This is a genomic window from Streptomyces fildesensis, from assembly GCF_016107395.1.
GTDB lineage: Bacteria > Actinomycetota > Actinomycetes > Streptomycetales > Streptomycetaceae > Actinacidiphila > Actinacidiphila fildesensis.
In genome coordinates this window covers 24,446-41,881 of sequence record NZ_JAAIKO010000009.1, presented here as the reverse complement: position 1 = coordinate 41,881, position 17,436 = coordinate 24,446, and the positions used below count along the sequence as shown (strand labels likewise).

Genomic DNA, 17,436 nt, shown 5'->3' with positions numbered 1-17,436 from the left:
CCGAGGAGTGGCTGGGGGCAGCCGGTTCGCGGCGACGCCGAGCCGAAGTGCAATCTGCGGGTTGCACGTCATGAGATGTCGTGCAACCCTGGAGTTGCAAGTCAATGGCAGCGATGCAGCGATGAACGGAGTCACCTCATGAGCGAGGACCGGATCGAGCGCGAAACCCTGATCTCGGCACCACTGGGGCGCGTCTGGTCGCTGGTGGCACAACCTGGTTTCTGGGTGGCCGACAAGGCGAGCCTGCCCGGCACCGTGGCCAAGGAAGGTGAGTCGATGGTGGCGAAGAACTCCGAGCACGGCGACTTCCCGGTCCGGGTGGAGAAGGTCCAGCCGCCGACTTACCTGGCGTACCGCTGGACCAGCGCTTTTCCCGGAGAGGAACTGCGCGAGGACAACAGCACCCTTGTGGAGTTCACCCTCACCACGGAAGGCGACCAGACACGGCTGCGCGTCGTCGAGAGCGGGTTCGCGACGCTCGCCGGGTCCGAGGAGCTGCGCAGTGAGAACCACAAGGACCACAGCCAGGGCTGGCCCCTGGAACTCGACGCGCTCAAGAAGCGCGCCGAAGAGCCCTCCGCATGACAGAAGGACCTCCCGGCGCCGCCGAGGTCGTCGACAGCGTCCTCGGGGCGCTGGCCGACCCGACACGGCGGCAGCTGCTCGATCTGCTCGCCGCGCGAGGAGAGGCCACCGCGACGACGCTCGCCGAACGCCTTCCCGTCTCACGGCAGGCCGTGGTCAAGCACCTCGCCGTCCTCGACGCCGCCGGGCTGGTTTCCGGCGGCCGCGTCGGACGCGAGGTGCGGTACACGGTGCGGCCGGCCGCGCTCAACGCGACGGCGCGGTGGATGTCCGCGCTCGCGGCCGACTGGGACCACCGGCTGGCGAACATCAAGCGCGTCGCAGAAGCAGCGGAACGGGATGCGGATTCGGCACGACCCGACTGACGCGGACGACGCCCTCTGTTGTCCGTCGGTCAGTTGTCGACCTGTTGCCCGTCGATCAGCGGTCGACGTTCCGGTAGTGCGTCGTCAACCGTCCGTCGTCGTCCAGGACATGGAAGGCGAGGGCGGGCGGCTGGTCCAGGTGGACGTGGTCCTGGGGGTGCGACCGGTGCTCCCAGGGGAGGCGCAGCGTCGAGACGACTCCTGGTGCCACCAGTACCGGGCGCCCGGCGAAGGTGGTCGCCGCCGGTGTGTGGGCGTGCCCGCACAGGAACGCCGTGATGCCGGGGTGCCGGTCCGTCAGCGCGGCCAGCCGCTCTGCACCGAACTGGCGGATGCCGTCGACGAAGGGGACGTGCAAGGTGGTCGGTGGGTGGTGGAACCCCACCAGGACCGGCACCCCGTCCGGGGTCAGGGTCAGGGTCTCCTCCAGCCACGCCAGCGTCCCGTCGTCCAGGAAGCCCTCGTCCTTGCCGGGCACCGAGGAGTCGCACAGGGCGATGACGACACCGGCGGCGCGGCTCACCTGGTTGACCGGTGCCGCCGAGCCGGGTTGCCCGAGCAGGTGCTGCCGGAACGCGGTGCGCTCGTCGTGGTTTCCGGGGCAGACCATGACGGGGTGCCGGGAGGTCAGCAGCCGGCGGGCCTGCTCGTACTCGGCGGGCAGGGCATGGTCGGCGATGTCCCCGGTGACCAGGACCGCATCGAGGTCGTACGGCAGCTCCTCGAGATAGTCCATGACAGCCCTGGTGCGCTCGACGCTCCGCTGTCCGCTGTCGATGTGGATATCGCTGAGGTGGGCGATCACGATCACGGCTGTGGTCCCTTCGTCGCTGCGTACCGGAGAGGAACGAGAACGGCCAGGGGGTGCTGGCCGGCCCGCCCCTCGAACCTAGAGCGCCATCGGACCAGGAATAAGATCCGGTCTCATGCCGAATTCTTGGTCCAGTTCCCGGCTCGATCTGCACATCGACCTCGACGCCGCCGGTGGGCGGCGCGCCGGCCTGGAGTCGGCTCTCCGGACGGCGATCCGGCAGGGGCGGCTGCCCGCCGGGGCGCTCCTGCCGTCGACCCGCGGGCTGGCCCAGGAACTCGGGATCGCCCGGGGCACCGTCAGCGCCGCCTACGACCAACTGGTCGAGGAGGGCCACCTGACCACCCGCCCGGGATCGGGCACCATCGTCGCCGACACGCCGCACCACACCCCGGCCCCCACGCGCCCCGAACCGGCGCCCACGGCCCCCCCGCCACGACCTCCGCCCCGGGCTCCCCGACATCAGCGCCTTCCCCACCCGGGCCTGGCTCGCCGCCACCCGCCGGGTTCTGACCCACGCCCGCCCCGACGTCTTCGGCGCCGGCGACCCGCAGGGCCGGATCGAACTCCGTAGCGCGCTCGCCGAGTACCTGGGGCGCACCCGTGGGGTGATCACCACCCCGGAGCGCATCGTGATCACCTCCGGGTACTACCAGGGCCTGGGTCTGCTCTGCCGGGTGCTGGCCGCGTCCGGCATCACCACCGCGGCCGTCGAGGACCCGGGCCACAACGTCTTCCGCGCAGTCGTGCAGCGCGCCGGGCTCGCCACTCTCCCGCTGCGCGTCGATGCCCACGGCGCCCGCGTGGAGGCGCTGACATCGCACATCGGGGCCGCGGTTCTCACCCCCTCGCACCAGTACCCGACCGGCGTCCCGCTGCATCCCGGCCGCCGCCAGCAGCTGTGCGGATGGGCCCGCTCCACCGGTGGTCTGATCGTGGAGGACGACTACGACGGTGAGTACCGCTACGACCGCCAACCCATCGGCGCCCTCCAGGGCATCGCCCCCGACCAGGTCGTCCACTGCGGTACCGCGTCCAAGACCCTCGGGCCCGCGCTCCGCCTGGCCTGGATCGTCCTACCGCCCCATCTCGTGTCACCGGTGGTGCGGGCCAAACAGGAAGCCGACCTGTACACCGAGACGCTCGGCCAACTCGTCCTGGCCGACCTGATCACCACCCACGCCTACGACCGCCACGTCCGGGCCACCCGGCTGCGCTACCGGCGCCGACGCGAACTCCTCCTCGACCGGCTGACCGCCACCCCCGGCCTCACGGCCCACGGCGTCCCGGCCGGCCTGCACACCCTCCTCACCCTCCCGTCCGAGGGCCCCACCGAACACGAGCTCCTGACCCACTGCGCCCGCCACGGCCTCGCCCTGCGCGGGCTCACCGAACTCCACCACGAACCGGCCGACCGCCCCCAGGGCCTCCTGATCGGCTTCGCCGCCCCGTCCGAACACACCTACCCGGCCGCCCTCGACGCCCTGTTCACCCACCTGACCACGAGTCGTGGTTCCAGCTGACCCACCGCGTCGGTGAGAGTGCCGCCGGTATCCTGCACGGCATGATCAACTCATCCGCGAGCCTTGACGATGCCGAAGTCGCGATAGCCGCGGCACGCGCCGGCGCGGACGTGGTGCGTGACATGTACGGCCAACGGCTCACCCGCGTCGACAAGGGCGCCGGGGACTTTGCCACCGCCGCCGACATCGAGGCCGAGAAGGCGATTCTCCACGTCATCCGGTCCGCCCGACCCGAGGACGCGGTACTGGGCGAGGAAGGCGGGCAGCAGGGGGCCGCCGAGGCTGCGCGCCAGTGGCTGGTTGATCCCTTGTGCGGGACGCTGAACTACGCCGTCGGCAACATGCTGGTGGCCGTCAACGTGGCGCTGCGTGACGGGGCGGCCGCGGTGGCCGATCCGTTCAGTGGCGAGGTCTTCTTCACCGACGGTGAGACGGCCAGGGTGCGGCACGACGGCGCCGATGTGCGGCTGGCGCCCACGTCCGCCACGCAGTTGGTGGACGTCAACCTGGATCCGCCGTTCCCGAGCGCGCCCGGCTTCCGGGCCGTGGACCTGCTGGCCCACGCCGGGTTCGTCGAGCGGTTCCGGCCGCGGGTCGTGTCCACGACGCTGGCGCTGGCCTGGGTCGCCGCCGGCAAGCGTGCCGCGTACGTCACCGATGGCGGCGACCTGTCGGGGAGCGTGCACTTCGCCGCCGGCATCGCTCTGTGCCGTGCCGCCGGTTGTGTGGTCACCGGGATCGACGGCGCCCCGATCGGTGAGGCGGGCCGCGGACTTGTCGTGGCTGCCGACGCCGGGACCCACGGGCTGCTGATGTCGATGATCCGGAGCCGGGCCGGGGATGCCGGGCAGCGTCCCACCGGCCGGCCGGAGGCCGGGTCATGAGTGTCCACCGCACGCCGTCAGGGTCCGGCCGAGCCCCGACGCCGCAAGCCGCTCCCCCATTCGACCCTGAACTGAGCGTCGCACTGGCCGCCTTGGGCAAGGGGCCGAGGGAGCCGGTCACTCCGGACAATCTTGCGGCCCGGCAGGAGCGGGATGCCGTGACCCGGCCCAGACCGACGGCCGAGGACCTGCGCGCCGACGGCCGTTTCGAGGTGACCGAGTTCTCCGTGCCGGGACCGCCGGACGGACCGGACGTCACGCTCGTGAGCGCGCGGCCGTCCGGACTCGTCGGACCCCTGCCGCTGCTGTACTACCTGCACGGCGGCGCGATGGTCATGGGCAACGCGTGGTCCGTGCTTCCACGGATTCTCCGCGAGTGGGCACTCCCGCTGGAGCTGGCCGTCATCTCGGTGGAGTACCGGTTGGCGCCCATGACGCGCTACCCGGGACCGCTGGAGGACTGCTACGCCGGCCTCGTCTGGGCAGCCGCGCACGCGGCAGAACTGGACATCGACGCGGACCGCATCATCATCGGAGGGAAGAGCGCCGGCGGCGGACTCGCCGCGGCCCTCGCCCTGCTGGCCCGTGACCGGAGCGGCCCCGGGGCACTCGGACAACTGCTGCTGTCCCCGATGCTCGACGACCGCGGCAGCACCTTCTCCAGCCATCAGATGACGGGCCTGGGCGTATGGGACCTCACCTCCAACGCGACCGTGTGGAAGGCGCTGCTGGGTGACCGCTACGGCGCCGCGGACCTGCCGCCCTACGCGGCCCCCTCCCGCGCCACGGACCTCTCCGGACTCCCCCCGGCCTATGTCGAGGTCGGCTCGGCCGAGATGTTCCGGGACGAGGACGTGGCGTACGCGAATGCGATCTGGCAGGCCGGCGGCCAGGCCGAACTGCATGTATGGCCCGGCGCCTACCACGGCTTCGACGGCTTGGCACCGCGAGCGGCCCTCAGTCAGGACGCCCGCAACGCCCGCACCCGCTGGCTCCAGCGTCTTCTCACGCAGTCCGGCACGAGAAACCCGCGGTCAGGGGCGTAACCGGAGGGTGCGGGAACCTCCGGTGGCACGGTTGGACCGAGCGGTTGACCATGGAAGAGGAGCCGGCTGGACGATTCGACTGGATCGGCACGCGAAGGACCCCGGTTCGCAGTCCCGGAACGTCGGACAACGGAGGTTCTGATGACAGCCCAGCCGTCGGGTGGAGTACCCCGCACCAGCGGGCGAACGGACCACGCCAGGGCGCCGGCACCGCGAGGAGCGGCGTTCGCCGGGGTGGTCCTGGCGATCAGCGGCGTCCTCGGCATTCTGCAGGGTGCCTCCGCCATCGCGAAGAACGACCCCTACACAGCGGTCGTCAACTACGCCTACGGGTTCAATGTCACCGCCTGGGGATGGATCCACCTGCTCTTCGGCGCGGCTCTCGTCGTGGTCGGCCTGTGCCTGCTGATCGGGATGCCATGGGCCAAGGGCGCCGGTGTGCTCCTCGCGGCCACGACCATGGCGCTGCAGTTCATCTTCCTGCCGTACTACCCGGTATGGGCGCTGGTTGCGATCGCACTGGATGTCCTCGTGCTGTGGGCGCTGCTCGTCTACTCGAACGAAACCGCCGGCTGACGAGCTTGGGCCTTGTGCCGGTAGACGATCAGGTAGGGCACATTGCCCTCTGTGTGGGCGAAGACACCGACCCCGCCGAAGTCCGCGATCGGTACTGACCACTACTGGTGCAGGTCGGCCCGTGGGCGGGATCCCGTCGGGCGTAGGCCACTTGAACCGGGCGGGTCGATGGAGGCGGGCTTCCGCCTGTCCCGGACCGGTTCCATGATCTCGATGTAGCCGCCCTCCGGGGTTCTGACGATCCGTCCGGTCTCGCGGCCGTGCGCGGCCTCGTCGCCTGCTCGCTCCAGCAGTCCGAGGCAGAACCAGCGGGTGAGAACGAACGCGAGTACCGGTCCGGCCAGAACGGCTACCCGGAAGAACTGGGTGACGTCGTTGAGGGACAGATGGAAGTGGACAGCGATCTGGTCGTTGGCAGCGGCAGCCCACAGGAGTCCGTAGAAGGCGAGGGCCCCCGCCCCGACCGCCGTGCGGGTCGCCGCGTCGCGGGGGCGATCCAGCTCGTCGTGCAGTTCCCTGTCACCGGTCAGACGACGTTCGATCAGCGGGTACGCCGCCAGGAAGGTGAAGAACGCGCCGGGGATGATCAGCGCGGGCACCAGCACCGCGAGGGTCAGCGTGCGGCCCGCCACCTCGAACTCCCAGCCCGGCATGAGCCGCACCGCGCCGTCCAGGAAGCCCAGGTACCAGTCCGGAACCGCCCCCGCGGTGATCTCTCCGGGACGATAAGGGCCGAGCAGCCAGATCGGGTTGATCTGGGCGAGTGCGCCGAGCAGCACCAGCACCCCGCAGGTTCCGAAGAACAGCGCCGGTCCGGCGGTCACCGGGAGCGGCCCCAGCCACCGAGGACGGCGGGTGGCTGCCGCCGGCAGCCGGGGGTGGCCGTGCTTCCGCACGAGCCGGTGCCGCAGGACGAACAGGCCGATGATCGCGACCGGCAGCACCACCGCGTGCAGCCAGTAGAAGCGGGGAATGATGGCCTCGCCCGGGAACTCGCCGTCGAACAGCCAGAAGGTCAGACGGGTTCCGATCAGCGGGATCGACTGGAGGATGCCCTGGACGAGCCCCAGGCTGCCGCCGGACAGCATGTCGTCCGGCAGGATCGTGCCGGTCAGTCCGGTTGCCATGGCCAGCACGAGCAGCATCACCCAGATCGACCAGAGCGGCAGGCGTGGCCTGCGGAACGCCCCGGTGAAGAACATGCGAACCAGCTTGAGGCAGATCGCGGCGACGAATATCAGCGTGGCCCAGTGGTGCACCTGCCGCAGCAGGAGGCCGCCGCGCACCTCGAGACTGAGGCGAAGGGTCGACGCGTAGGCGTGGCTCACGACCACCCCGTGCAGCGGGCGGTAGGAACCTTCGTAGCGACTGCGCGCCATGTCCGGCCGGTAGAACAGGGCCAGAAGGATGCCGGTGACGACGAGTACGACGAACGTGTAGGCGGCGATCTTGCCGAACAGCGTCGACCAGGGGTCCGCCGGTGTACGCCGCCGCGACCACCGCCGCGCCGGCCCGGCCGGGGATACCGCAGCGAGCAGTCTCGTCATGGTGCGTCCTCCGGCGGGTGTCCGCTTGCCCATGCCAGCGCCCTCCTTGGCGGTCGCCGGGCGCCGGCCTCCCGGTCGGCAGCGTCGGCTGTTTTCATGCCTGCGCTACTAAGACACCGGGGGACGAAGAAATGTGACACGACGGCCCGTGAGAAATTCTCGAGTTCTCACGGGCCGATGTCGTGGGTGGCGCGGGGGCTCACTACCGTTCCTGGTGCCGCCCGAAGACCCCGGCCTTCATGGCGTGGGCAGGACGCTGTTCAGCGGCCTTCGCAGGGCGCTGCGGTTGCCGCGCCAAGCGTGCAGGAGGTGGGCGCCGAGGCGGTCCTCCAGGAACTTCGTGCTCTCGATACCGAAGGCGATGTCGGCTTCGAGCTGGGGTTCATCGGCCAGCAGACCGCCGATCACGTCGCGGCGCACGATTTGTTCGTGGACGGCGTCGGCTTCGACGTGCTCGTCGTAGAACCGTTCCGCGGCCGGTCCCGCCCCCGTTCGCCGCATCGCCTGGGCCAGGCGGCGGGAGCCCGGTGACGAGGTCGCCTCGACCGCGGCGAAGTGACCTACCAGAGCTCCGCGCAGGCTTCGGTGCAGGCCGAACAGCGACATCTGGTTGACCGTCGCGAGTTCCTCGGCGGGGGCCGCGTCGAGGTAGCGCCCGTATCCGATGTCCAGGGAGAGGTCCTCCATGAGATCGGCATAGAGCCGGGCATGGAGGTCCTGCGCGCGGCCGGCGCCGAACTCGTCGAACTCGACGGCGGCCATCGCTGCCTTGGCACGGCCGTACAACCGGGGAAGCACCCAGGCGTGCGGGTCCGCCTCCTTGAGGTGGTAGAGGGAGCGCAGGGCCGCGTACTCCCGCAGGTTCTCCAGCGAGCCCTCGCGCTGCAGATGGTGGCTGACCCCGGCATCCTCGTGGTCTGCGACGACAGGCTCGACCAGGAGGGCGGCCAACGCTTCCTCCAGGCTGGATGCGGAACGGACCTGGCAGCGAAGGGATTCGAGGAAACGCTGTTCGAGCACGCGCCGGAACTCCAGCAGTTCCGGGTCCCATTCCCGCTCATCGTCCACGCCCGCGAAGCCCTGGTAGTGCAGTTCGTACAGGACGTAGAGGGCGAGTTGCAGATCGTCGCCATAGGGATCCGCCCGCACGGTCTCCGTACCGGCCGCCAGAGGTCGCCCCCCGGCCAACGCCGCGATCACCGCATGGGACAGTTCACCTCGCCCTACCGGCAGGACGGGCCGCACGCTCCGCGACTCCTGATAGGCGGTCATCGCCCGACCCCGCCGGCGGCGGGTTCAGCCGCACCCTCTTGGTCGACCTTCTCGTCCGGCCTGGTGCGGCGCCGGTGACTGGTGTCGCACCAGGGGTAGATCCGGCTGCGCCGACAGGTACAGATCGCGGCGACGAAACGATGTGACGTGGAGACGCTGCCGTCGTCCGCGACGACCTCCACCGGCCCCTCCACCAGGAGTGGTCCTTCCGGGTCGACGGTGATGCGGCGGGGCCGTTCAGGCGTGTTCGGCACGGATGATCACCAGCTCTTCCCGGTCCTGGCTGTCGGCTATCAGTCCCCGTTCGCGCAGCCACGGCAACCGGGAACGCAGCACCGGCCCGAAGGGCACGAGCGCGCGCTCGCTCACCGTTGCCCGCATTCCCGCCAGCGACAGGCGCCGCAAGGTGGCCTCGGTGCCGCACAGATCCGAATGCACCAGGAGCAGCACGCCCTGGGGACGCACGACAGCGGGTGCCACGTCGCAGATGCGGTCCACAAGGGCCCGGCCGTCGCCCCCGGCGTCCCAGGAGCGCGCCTGCCCGCGCCCGGGCGGCAGCCCGCTGGGAGCGGGCACGTAGGGAGGGTTGCTGAGCACGATGTCGTAGGAGCGTCGGGATACCGACGCTGTGAGATCTCCACGCCGGACGGTGACCCGCTGTCGGCAGAGGAAGGCGTTCAGCCGTGCGGTGATCACCGCACGCCAGGCGATGTCGACAGCCGTGACACGCCCGCCCAGTTGTGCGGCCCGCACCGCGAGCGCCCCACTGCCCGTGCCCAGATCCAGGACGTCGCTGCCAGGGCGCATCTCTTCCTGGTCCAGCGCCGCCATCAGGAACTGTGTGTCGTACTGGGGGACGTAGACGCCCGGCAGGGTCAGCATGCGTGCAGGAGGGCCCTGGGCCGGCCGTGGCATTTCGACAGTCATGAATATCCTCCGCTCAGGGAGACCACGAGAGCGAAATCCAACTCGCCATCAACTCTCCGCGCACTCATCCCGGACCGCCATGGGAGCCATGACACTCCGTGACGATATGGTGCGCTCGTGCTACGGCGGGGCTCGTGGCCACCGTGATTCCCGGCGCGGAACCCGCGCGGAACCGGCGCGGGGCGGGCCGCCGCCGATCCGGGAGGTTCTCATCCCGGGTACGACGGGAAGGCTCCCCGTGGAGAGGGTGTTCCGTGACGCGGTCCTCGACGTGCGGAGGAGCACCGGCACTGCCCTGTCGGCAGGGCCCGCTCGGCTACCCAAGGGAGTGATCACCATGAGCGTCGCAGAAGAGTCCAACGGCCGGATACGGCAGATGCGAACAAAGGCGCAGGAGCTGGAACAGGCCGCGGAGCGGGCCACTGATCCGGAGCACCGCCAGCGGCTGAAGGACAAGGCCCGTCGGCTGAAGGATCAGAGCGAGCAGGAAAGCAGCATCGCCCGCAGGGACAGCGACCCGATGATGTAGCGCAAGAACAGCGCCTTGCGGCGGCGGCCCCGGACGCGCGGCCACTTCGCCGAAGGCCAGTTCGGTCGGCGGCGTGACGAGCCGGGCTCCCGCCGCGAGGACCTTGTCGACCGCCTCCTGGGCGTCCATGGTGCAGATTCGCAGGCGCGACGGCACGACGAACTTGTTCGTAACGAACATGTTCGTTACATGGTCGGGTGACCCCGCGAACCCCCGCACCCCGCAGCCGCCGCGAGCGGCCCGCCAAGCCCGCCCTCACCTACGAAGGCATCGTCGAGACCGCGGTCCGTCTGATGGAAGCCGAAGGGCTGCAGCGCGTCACGATGCGACGTCTTGCCCAGGAGCTCGACACCGGCCCTGCGTCGCTCTACGTGTACGTGGCCAACACCGCCGAGCCGCACGCGGCGATCCTGGACGAACTGCTGGGCTCCGTGGACCTCTCGCCCACTGCCGGCGAAGGCGATGGCGATGGCGACTGGCGCGACCGGCTGACGCAGGTGCTGATCTCCTACACCCGCGTGCTTCTCGAGAATTCCGCGCTGGCCCACTCCGCCCTGGTCGCCCGGCCCTCAGGCAGCAATAACCTGGCCCTGGTCGAGGCCATCCTCACCCTGCTGCACGAAGGCCGGGTGCCCGGACCGCAGGCCGCCTGGGGAGTGGACGTGCTGCTCCAGACAGCCACTGCCACCGCCGCCGAACACTCCACCCGAGCCCACGCCGTCGACAGCGCGGACGAACACAACGCCCTGGTCACCGCAGTGCGGGGGGCCTCCCCGGGCACGCATCCGCGCATTGCCGCACTTGCCGACGACCTCGTCTCCGGAACCCCGGAACAGCGCCTCACCTGGATCTTCCACTCCGTCATCAACGGCACCCTCACCACGGAGCGGCCCGCGCCCTGACCGGCCCGACCGTCCGGCCTCACCCCTCCCCCGAAGAGAATCGAGCTCCGCCATGAGCACCCCTCCGCACTACCCCATCGCCATCATCGGCGCCGGTCTCGGTGGCCTCCCCCTCGCCCGTGTCCTGCACGTCCACGGCATCGAAACGGCCGTCTTCGACCTCGAAGCCTCCTCCCGGACCCGCGCCCAGGGCGGCATGCTCGACATCCACGAGGAGACCGGACAGGCCGCATTGCACGCCGCGCACCTGCACGACGCGTTCCTCGCCAAAGTCCACCGGGGCGGCGAGGCCACACGCGTCTTCGACAAGAACGCCCGCCTCCGGCGCGACGAGGCGGACGACGGCACGAACGGCCGGCCCGAGATCGACCGCGGCGACCTTCGCGACCTGCTGCTCGGCTCCCTCCCGGCGGGCACCGTCCGCTGGGGCACCAAGGTCGCCTCGACCCGCTCCCTGGGCGACGGGCGGCACGAGGTCACCCTCGCCGACGGAACCCTGTTCACCACCGGCCTGCTCATCGGCGCCGACGGCGCCTGGTCCCGCACCCGCCACCTGCTCTCCGACGCGACCCCCGCGTACACCGGGATCTCCTTCGTCGAGGTGGACCTCCTGGACGCCGACGCCCGCCACCCCGGGGCCGCGCAGCTGATCGGCGGCGGCATGTTCTTCGCGCTGGGCGACGACAAGGGCTTCCTCGGTCACCGGGAGACCGACGGCGGCCTGCACATCTACACCGCGCTGCGTGCCGCCGAGGACTGGCTGTCGACCATCGACTTCACCGACACGGCCCCCGCCAAAGCAGCCGTGCTGGAACACTTCGCCGACTGGGCACCCGAGCTGCGACAGCTGGTCGCCGACGCGGACGGCTCACTGATCCCCCGGCTGATCCATGCCCTGCCCATCGGCCACCACTGGAAGCGGGTGCCGGGAGTGACCCCGCTCGGCGACGCGGCCCACTTGATGTCGCCGTTCGCCGGCGAAGGAGCCAACCTCGCCATGATCGACGGCGCGGATCTGGGGCGCTTCCTGGCCGCACATCCGGACGACGTCGAGACAGCTCTCGCCGCCTACGAGGAGGTCCTCTTCCCCCGCAGCGAAGAGACGGCTCAGCAGTCCGCGGAAGGCCTGGACGTCATCTTCAACGACCGCGCCCCGCAGCCGCTGGTGGACATGTTCGCCTCTTTCGACGTCCGGACGGCATGAGCGCCGCCGGTCGCGCCGCCCCGCGGAACCCGTGCCCGGCGATGGCCGGTCCCCGCTCGTAGAGAAGTCTGGCGGCGTGGCCCCGTCCGCCGTGGCAGTGTGGTGTCGTGACCATCGAGGTGCGCCCGGCTTCGGCCTTCGACGATGTCCGCGCCGTGATCGGCCCGAAGTCGCCGACAGCGAACGTCTGCTGGTGCCTGAGCTACCGGATTCCGTCCAAGCTCAACAACGAGCTGCGCGGGCCCGCGCGCGGTGAGTACGTCGCCGAGCTGTGCCGGGCCGAACCCCCGCCCGGTGTCCTCGCCTATGACGATGACGAGCCGGTCGGCTGGGCCGCCGTGGCACCGCGCTCCGACACCTCCTTCGCGCGCAACCGCAAGATCCCGCACGTCGACGAACTGCCGGTCTGGGCGCTGTGGTGCGTCCGGGTCCGCCCCGGCCACCGGAAGAAGGGGATCTCGCACTCCCTCATCGCCGGCGCGGTCGAGTTCGCCCGCGCCCACGGCGCACCGGCTATCGAGGCATACCCTCTCGACAACGGGGATGCCAGGGTCGACCTGACCATGGCGTACGCGGGGATCCGGAAGAACTTCGAACGCGCGGGATTCGCCCACGCCGCCGACACCACCTCGGTACTGGCCGGCCATCCCCGGATCCTGATGCGGCTCGACCTGCGCTGACACGACGCGCTCGGCGTCCTCGACGCCGGGCGTGGGTAGGACACCCACCTGGTGACGACCCCCGTACGTCACCAGGTGGGTAGCTTGTGTGTGCTGTGCCGTGCTGAGCCGTGGACGCGGCGCCGTTCAGGGCGGGCCGGGACCACGCCGGCGACGCCCGGACGAGAGGTCGCCCCCTCGCTCGGTTCGTCGAATCGAAGTTATCTTGATTCAATGAACGGATCAAGTGGTTAAGGTTTTCCTGTCCACGACAACCAGCAGCCGGGGAGCAGCTGAATGCCTTCGCGTCACTTCGACGGCCGCCGCGTCCGCGCGGTGCGCCGTGCTGCCGATCTGACGCAGAGCCAGGTCGCGAAGGCCCTCGGCATAGCCGATCCGACCGTGGCCAGTTGGGAGACCGAACAGTCCTCCCCGGACGGGGACAAGCTGCCCTCCCTGGCCACCGCCCTCAGGGCGGATCTGGACGAGCTGTTCCCGCGTGAGGGGCTGCCCGATCTCGCCGACCTGCGGTGCGATGCCGGCTACTCCCAGTACCAGACCAAGGACATCCTGGGGACCAAGAGCGCCGGGCCCGTCGCCAACGCCGAACGGGGCGTACGCCGCCTTCAGACGGCCTTCGCCGAGGCCCTGGCCGCCGCGTACGGGGTGAGCGTCCAGGAGTTGCTGGCGGCACAGGAACGGTCCTTCGGCAACGACGCCCCCCTCCCCCAGCCGCCGTCGGACGATCGTCGCCGCGACCCGCGCACCCTGTCCGAGAAGATCAGCTTCATGGTCGAGCACACGTACCAGGGTGGGCAGACACCGCCCACCGACGCGGAGATCGCCCGGGTCATCAACGCGCAGGCCGGCAGCACGGTGGTCTCGGAGAGCAGCGTGCGCGACCTGCGCACCGGCGCCCGCACGGACGCGTCACCGCAGATCCTGGACGGCCTCGCGGCGGCCTATCACGCTCCGCCGCAGTTCTTCCGGCCCGACGACGAAGCCGTGCGCGAGCTCGCCGCGAACCTGGAGCTGATCGCCTCGTTCCGGTGCGGCGAAGTCGGCAACATGGCGACACGCGGTGGCGGGGGTGCCCTGAACACCCGGCTGGTGTCCTTCCTCAACGATCTGCTGGACGACATCGAGGACGGCAAACTGCCGGGCGTGGGCACCGACACGGATCTGGACTGACCCGCCGGGCCGACAACGGAAGGGGGGTGACACGGACCCCCGTGGCACCACCCCCTCCGGAATCCGGCCACCGGTCAGACGCTGACCTCCAGGTACGCCACGCCGCCCTCGGTGCGGGCGCGCAGGGCACTCTGCAGGAGGCCGAGCAGGTGCGGCGGAGCCACAGCCGGATCGATGTCATCCGTGGGGAAGAAGGCGTGCTCGCTGAGTTCGCTCTCCTGGACGGTGATCGCCGCCTGCTGTTCGGGGCTGAGTTCCCCACCGTCGAAGACGAAGAGCACCTGCTCGCCGCGGCCGGGGACGGTGATCCAGGCGGTGGCGAGCAGCGGCCCGAGCTCCACGTCGATGCCGAGTTCTTCCCGGCCCTCCCGTACCGCCGCGATTGCCGGGGTCTCGCCCTGCTCGACGTGCCCGCCGGGCAGGTTCCAGAACGGCTTGTAGGTCGGGTTCACGAACAGGGCGTGCCCGTGCTCGTTGAAGCACAGCAGACCAGCGGAAACGGTGGGGCGGGCGTTGTTGTCGGTCATGTCGGTGCTGTTCACGCTTTCTCTGACGGTCGGAAGGTCGGCTACACGGTCACGTCGGTCTGGAGCAGGTCCCGGGCGGTCTCCGGGTCGGTCCGGCCGTAGGCCGCCTGGGCCCGCACGAACCGTTCCACCTGGATGTCGAAGTCGTCATCGGCGGGAGGTACGTCGACCGGAGCGCTGTGGGCCACCGCACCGGAGGCCATGGCAACCAGCGCGCTCTTGATCCAGTAGGCGTCGGCGACGGCGCGGGCCTCGTCCTCGGTGTGGCCCTGACCGTCGGCGAGTGCCTTGGCCCGCGTGTACAGACCCGGCGACGCGTAGTGGCTCAAGGTGCGCTGCACGTCGCTGATCTCCGTGATGTAGCGCTCCAGCAGCAGGTAGGGCGGCGGGGAGAGCTTCATGAGGTCCCGGGCCCGGTTCAGACGCGCGGCGAAGCGGTGGCCGGGCAGCAGGTTGCTGGGGGCGCGGAGAACGACCGAGGGGACGGCCAGGGCCAGTTCGCGCCACAGGGGGTAGAGCGCGGTCAGCGTCCGCTTCGCCCTCCTGCGGTCGATGACGGACTGGGTGGCCGGCGCGATCGCGCCCAGGACCCACAGCAGGAACACCAGGTACAGCACGGTGTCCGTCACGTTCTCCTGCAGGTCGACGAAGCTCATGGAGACCGTGTGGACCGTGATGAACGCGCAGTAGGCGGTGCGCAGGAAGGCGTACAGCACGGCCAGGGCCATCGCGACGGCCATCATCGTCAGGCCGATCCTGAGCGTCCAGCGCTGCGCCCGGCGGGCGGAACTGCCCCACTGGTAGGCGCAGACCGCGGCTGCCGCGGCCGTGTAGAGGTAGAACAGGCCCATGTAGAGCGCCAGTCCCACCTCACCGGCATGGCGGGCCATGAAGTACGGGCTCTCGGTGCGCGTGCGGTCCAGGACGATGAAGAACACCGCGGCCATGACCAGCATGGTTGCTATGGAAGCTCTGGTGGCGATGCGGTGCACGGCCGCGGTGATGCGGACGCGTCGCAGGACGGCGCCGTCGGACGCGGCTACGTCGCCGTCGACCGCCGTGACGTATCGGAGCAGCACACAGATACCGGCGATCGTGATGACGTGCTTGAGCAGGGTCGCGAGGTCGACGACACCGAGACGGTCGATGACGGCCCTGCCCAGGCCGGTGCGCAGCAGCCACGCGACGGCGAGCGCCGCGAACGCGCCCCACAGCGACCGTTCCCGGGACTGCCCGCGCAGTGCGGCCGGTACCCGCCACACCGCCTGGAAGAGCAGCAGAGCGATGATTGCGTAAGCGATGACGTCAGTCATGAGGCAGCACCTTCTTGCGGCGCGGGCCCGCGATGGGCCGCGACAGGCTTTCGTCGAGATTTCGCAGGGTCACGTCACCGGTGATCCGGGCGTGCCGGGTCTCGTGATGCAGCAGATCAGCCAGCGTTTCGGCCCGGGCCTCGGCGTGCGTGGCATAGCCGCTGCGGGCCATGACCTGACCGGTGGACAGCAGCCTGTCGATCATTTCCGGGGGCATGCCGGGGAAGAGCAGCGTGAGCTGCTCCCGCTCCGCGCCGGAGCCGTCCTCGCACCACAGATGGCACAGCTCATGGAAGATGATCTTTTTTCGGTGGAACTTCGTCGTCCCCTGCACGTGCAGAATCAGGTCCAGCGGACGCTGACGGTGCTTCACCCACAGGCCGCAGGCTCCGGTCTGGCCCGGCACATCTGCGGGCAACTCGACCAGGCGGATCTCACGGCCGCGCTCCGCCTCGATGTTCTTGATGAACCCGGCCACGGTGAAGGGGTCCGGCACCGGCATCTCCCGCAGGATGCGACGGCACTCCCGGCGCAGCGCGCCCGGCGCCATGGGATCGCGGCGATGCCACCGCATGGCTGCTCCTCCTCGCATGTGCCGTGGGCAGGAGTGGTCGGATCCTGTCGGCGGGCACGCTCAGGTCGCAGCGGCCGTTCGGTTCGCCTGTTCGAGCAGTAACGGTACGCCACCCCACGGACACCCCACGCACCGGCCGCCCTTGCGGCGACTCGGGGATGCGACCCGTCGCGTTCAGATCTTCGGGAAGGCCGGTGCGATCCCCAGCGCGGCGGCGATCGCCCGCCAGACGGCGTCCAGCGCGCTGTCGGAGGTGACCTTCGGATCGCTGAGCATGAGGCGGATGCCGTAGCCGTCGCACAGGGCGAGGACGTGGGTGCTGAGCGCGGCGACGTCGGTGTCGGTGAATTCGCCCGCCTGGATTCCCCGGTTCAACGCGCCGGAGACCCACTCCTGGAGCTGGTCGTACAGGTCGACGGCGAACCGCTGCGTCTCCTCGTCGCGCAGCGCCCGCACCCACAGTTCCCGCCACAGCCGCCAGTCCTGGCGCAGCTCGGGGTCCATGGGGAGCAGACTCCGCACGATGCGGGCCAGGATGACCGACGGTGCCACCGAGTCCGCGTCACGCTCGAGGTCCACAGTGGTGGTGGCGAACGAATGGGTCAGGGCGGACGCCTTTCCGAGCGCGAGTGCGGCCAGGGCGCCGGCGAGCGCCTGCGTACCGGAGACGCAGACGCCGCACTGGCGCGTGCTCTGCGCGGCGAGGAAACCGGCGGCGTCCGCCGCCGCTCCGACCGGGCAGTCCTCTGGGAACAGGAACCGGATCGCGCCGCAGCCGAGCGCCGTGCCCGCTGCCGCGAGTTCGTCGTGGTCGAGCCGCAGGTCCTGCCAGCCGTCGCCGTACAGCCCGCCGAACAGGCCGCCCCAGCCCCGGGCCGCCAGGTCACCGCCTCGCCGGCCCGGGGAGCGCGCGGGCCGCTGAGCCCTGACTCGCCTTCTGAGCGCCGGGTGAACGGGAAACGAACGTTCGTCGCTCAAGGGCGGGTATCCCGCGCGGATGT

Annotated in this window: 21 protein-coding genes; 12 read left to right on the top strand and 9 right to left on the bottom strand. The window is 70.4% G+C overall.

Annotated features, from left to right (window positions below; all coding sequences use genetic code 11):
- The first annotated feature begins 138 nt into the window (after positions 1-138).
- Both C6N31_RS16050 and C6N31_RS16045 read left to right on the top strand, forming a co-directional pair.
- Positions 139-585, top strand: coding sequence for an SRPBCC domain-containing protein (locus C6N31_RS16050; RefSeq protein ID WP_138352291.1), 447 nt, complete (start codon positions 139-141; stop codon positions 583-585).
- Positions 582-950, top strand: coding sequence for an ArsR/SmtB family transcription factor (locus C6N31_RS16045; RefSeq protein ID WP_138352290.1), 369 nt, complete (start codon positions 582-584; stop codon positions 948-950). The genes C6N31_RS16050 and C6N31_RS16045 overlap by 4 nt, the downstream gene beginning before the upstream one ends.
- A gap of 55 nt (positions 951-1,005) precedes the next feature.
- Here the strand turns inward: C6N31_RS16045 and C6N31_RS16040 are convergent, their stop codons facing one another.
- Complete coding sequence (locus tag C6N31_RS16040) at positions 1,006-1,761, bottom strand: metallophosphoesterase (RefSeq protein ID WP_138352289.1); 756 nt, start codon at positions 1,759-1,761, stop codon at positions 1,006-1,008.
- A gap of 115 nt (positions 1,762-1,876) precedes the next feature.
- On the opposite strand from C6N31_RS16040, the gene C6N31_RS45555 reads away from it, so the two are divergent.
- From C6N31_RS45555 to C6N31_RS16020, 5 genes are all read left to right on the top strand, one after another.
- The gene (locus tag C6N31_RS45555) at positions 1,877-2,335 is read left to right on the top strand and encodes a GntR family transcriptional regulator (protein WP_306664978.1); all 459 of its coding nucleotides are present in this window, start codon (positions 1,877-1,879) and stop codon (positions 2,333-2,335) included.
- A complete protein-coding gene (locus C6N31_RS16035) occupies positions 2,223-3,284 on the top strand; it encodes an aminotransferase-like domain-containing protein (RefSeq protein WP_307811441.1) in 1,062 nt (353 codons plus the stop codon). Before C6N31_RS45555 ends, C6N31_RS16035 begins: the two co-directional genes overlap by 113 nt.
- A 41-nt stretch (positions 3,285-3,325) precedes the next feature.
- Positions 3,326-4,168: an inositol monophosphatase family protein gene (locus C6N31_RS16030; RefSeq protein ID WP_198357720.1), complete on the top strand. Its 843-nt coding sequence runs from the start codon at positions 3,326-3,328 to the stop codon at positions 4,166-4,168.
- Positions 4,165-5,214 (top strand): alpha/beta hydrolase, encoded by a 1,050-nt coding sequence (locus C6N31_RS16025; RefSeq protein ID WP_138354661.1) that lies wholly within the window; start codon positions 4,165-4,167, stop codon positions 5,212-5,214. The genes C6N31_RS16030 and C6N31_RS16025 overlap by 4 nt, the downstream gene beginning before the upstream one ends.
- A gap of 141 nt (positions 5,215-5,355) precedes the next feature.
- On the top strand, positions 5,356-5,790 hold the full coding sequence (locus C6N31_RS16020) for a DUF7144 family membrane protein (RefSeq protein WP_138354660.1): 435 nt from the start codon (positions 5,356-5,358) through the stop codon (positions 5,788-5,790).
- 101 nt (positions 5,791-5,891) lie between these two features.
- Here C6N31_RS16020 and qcrB read toward each other — a convergent pair whose 3' ends face one another.
- From qcrB to C6N31_RS16000, 4 genes are all read right to left on the bottom strand, one after another.
- Positions 5,892-7,337 (bottom strand): cytochrome bc1 complex cytochrome b subunit, encoded by a 1,446-nt coding sequence (gene qcrB / locus C6N31_RS16015; RefSeq protein WP_187144715.1) that lies wholly within the window; start codon positions 7,335-7,337, stop codon positions 5,892-5,894.
- A 237-nt stretch (positions 7,338-7,574) separates the two neighbouring features.
- Positions 7,575-8,609 (bottom strand): iron-containing redox enzyme family protein, encoded by a 1,035-nt coding sequence (locus tag C6N31_RS16010; protein ID WP_198357719.1) that lies wholly within the window; start codon positions 8,607-8,609, stop codon positions 7,575-7,577.
- Positions 8,606-8,863: a CDGSH iron-sulfur domain-containing protein gene (locus C6N31_RS16005; protein WP_138354657.1), complete on the bottom strand. Its 258-nt coding sequence runs from the start codon at positions 8,861-8,863 to the stop codon at positions 8,606-8,608. The genes C6N31_RS16010 and C6N31_RS16005 overlap by 4 nt, the downstream gene beginning before the upstream one ends.
- Positions 8,847-9,491 (bottom strand): HemK2/MTQ2 family protein methyltransferase, encoded by a 645-nt coding sequence (locus tag C6N31_RS16000; protein ID WP_306664977.1) that lies wholly within the window; start codon positions 9,489-9,491, stop codon positions 8,847-8,849. The genes C6N31_RS16005 and C6N31_RS16000 overlap by 17 nt, the downstream gene beginning before the upstream one ends.
- Before the next feature lie 382 nt (positions 9,492-9,873).
- Between C6N31_RS16000 and C6N31_RS15995 the strand changes: the two genes are divergently transcribed.
- From C6N31_RS15995 to C6N31_RS15975, 5 genes are all read left to right on the top strand, one after another.
- A complete protein-coding gene (locus C6N31_RS15995) occupies positions 9,874-10,065 on the top strand; it encodes a DUF6381 family protein (RefSeq protein WP_138354655.1) in 192 nt (63 codons plus the stop codon).
- Between the two features lie 197 nt (positions 10,066-10,262).
- The gene (locus tag C6N31_RS15990; RefSeq protein ID WP_138354654.1) at positions 10,263-10,967 is read left to right on the top strand and encodes a TetR/AcrR family transcriptional regulator; all 705 of its coding nucleotides are present in this window, start codon (positions 10,263-10,265) and stop codon (positions 10,965-10,967) included.
- Positions 10,968-11,019: 52 nt separating this feature from the next.
- Positions 11,020-12,171, top strand: coding sequence for an FAD-dependent oxidoreductase (locus C6N31_RS15985; RefSeq protein WP_198357718.1), 1,152 nt, complete (start codon positions 11,020-11,022; stop codon positions 12,169-12,171).
- Between the two features lie 107 nt (positions 12,172-12,278).
- Complete coding sequence (locus tag C6N31_RS15980; RefSeq protein ID WP_164292450.1) at positions 12,279-12,851, top strand: GNAT family N-acetyltransferase; 573 nt, start codon at positions 12,279-12,281, stop codon at positions 12,849-12,851.
- Positions 12,852-13,127: 276 nt separating this feature from the next.
- Positions 13,128-14,021 (top strand): helix-turn-helix transcriptional regulator, encoded by an 894-nt coding sequence (locus C6N31_RS15975; RefSeq protein WP_138354651.1) that lies wholly within the window; start codon positions 13,128-13,130, stop codon positions 14,019-14,021.
- Between the two features lie 74 nt (positions 14,022-14,095).
- On the opposite strand, the gene C6N31_RS15970 is transcribed toward C6N31_RS15975, so the two are convergent.
- The 4 genes from C6N31_RS15970 to C6N31_RS43840 all read right to left on the bottom strand — a co-directional run bounded on the left by C6N31_RS15970 (position 14,096) and on the right by C6N31_RS43840 (position 17,413).
- Positions 14,096-14,563 carry an NUDIX domain-containing protein gene (locus C6N31_RS15970; protein WP_244808955.1) on the bottom strand — a complete coding sequence of 156 codons (468 nt, stop codon included), beginning with the start codon at positions 14,561-14,563 and terminating at the stop codon, positions 14,096-14,098.
- Positions 14,564-14,589: 26 nt separating this feature from the next.
- Positions 14,590-15,861: an MAB_1171c family putative transporter gene (locus C6N31_RS15965; protein ID WP_138354650.1), complete on the bottom strand. Its 1,272-nt coding sequence runs from the start codon at positions 15,859-15,861 to the stop codon at positions 14,590-14,592.
- On the bottom strand, positions 15,854-16,435 hold the full coding sequence (locus tag C6N31_RS15960) for a hypothetical protein (RefSeq protein ID WP_164292454.1): 582 nt from the start codon (positions 16,433-16,435) through the stop codon (positions 15,854-15,856). The genes C6N31_RS15965 and C6N31_RS15960 overlap by 8 nt, the downstream gene beginning before the upstream one ends.
- A 174-nt stretch (positions 16,436-16,609) precedes the next feature.
- Positions 16,610-17,413: a TetR family transcriptional regulator C-terminal domain-containing protein gene (locus C6N31_RS43840; protein WP_232485266.1), complete on the bottom strand. Its 804-nt coding sequence runs from the start codon at positions 17,411-17,413 to the stop codon at positions 16,610-16,612.
- Between the last annotated feature and the right edge of the window lie 23 nt (positions 17,414-17,436).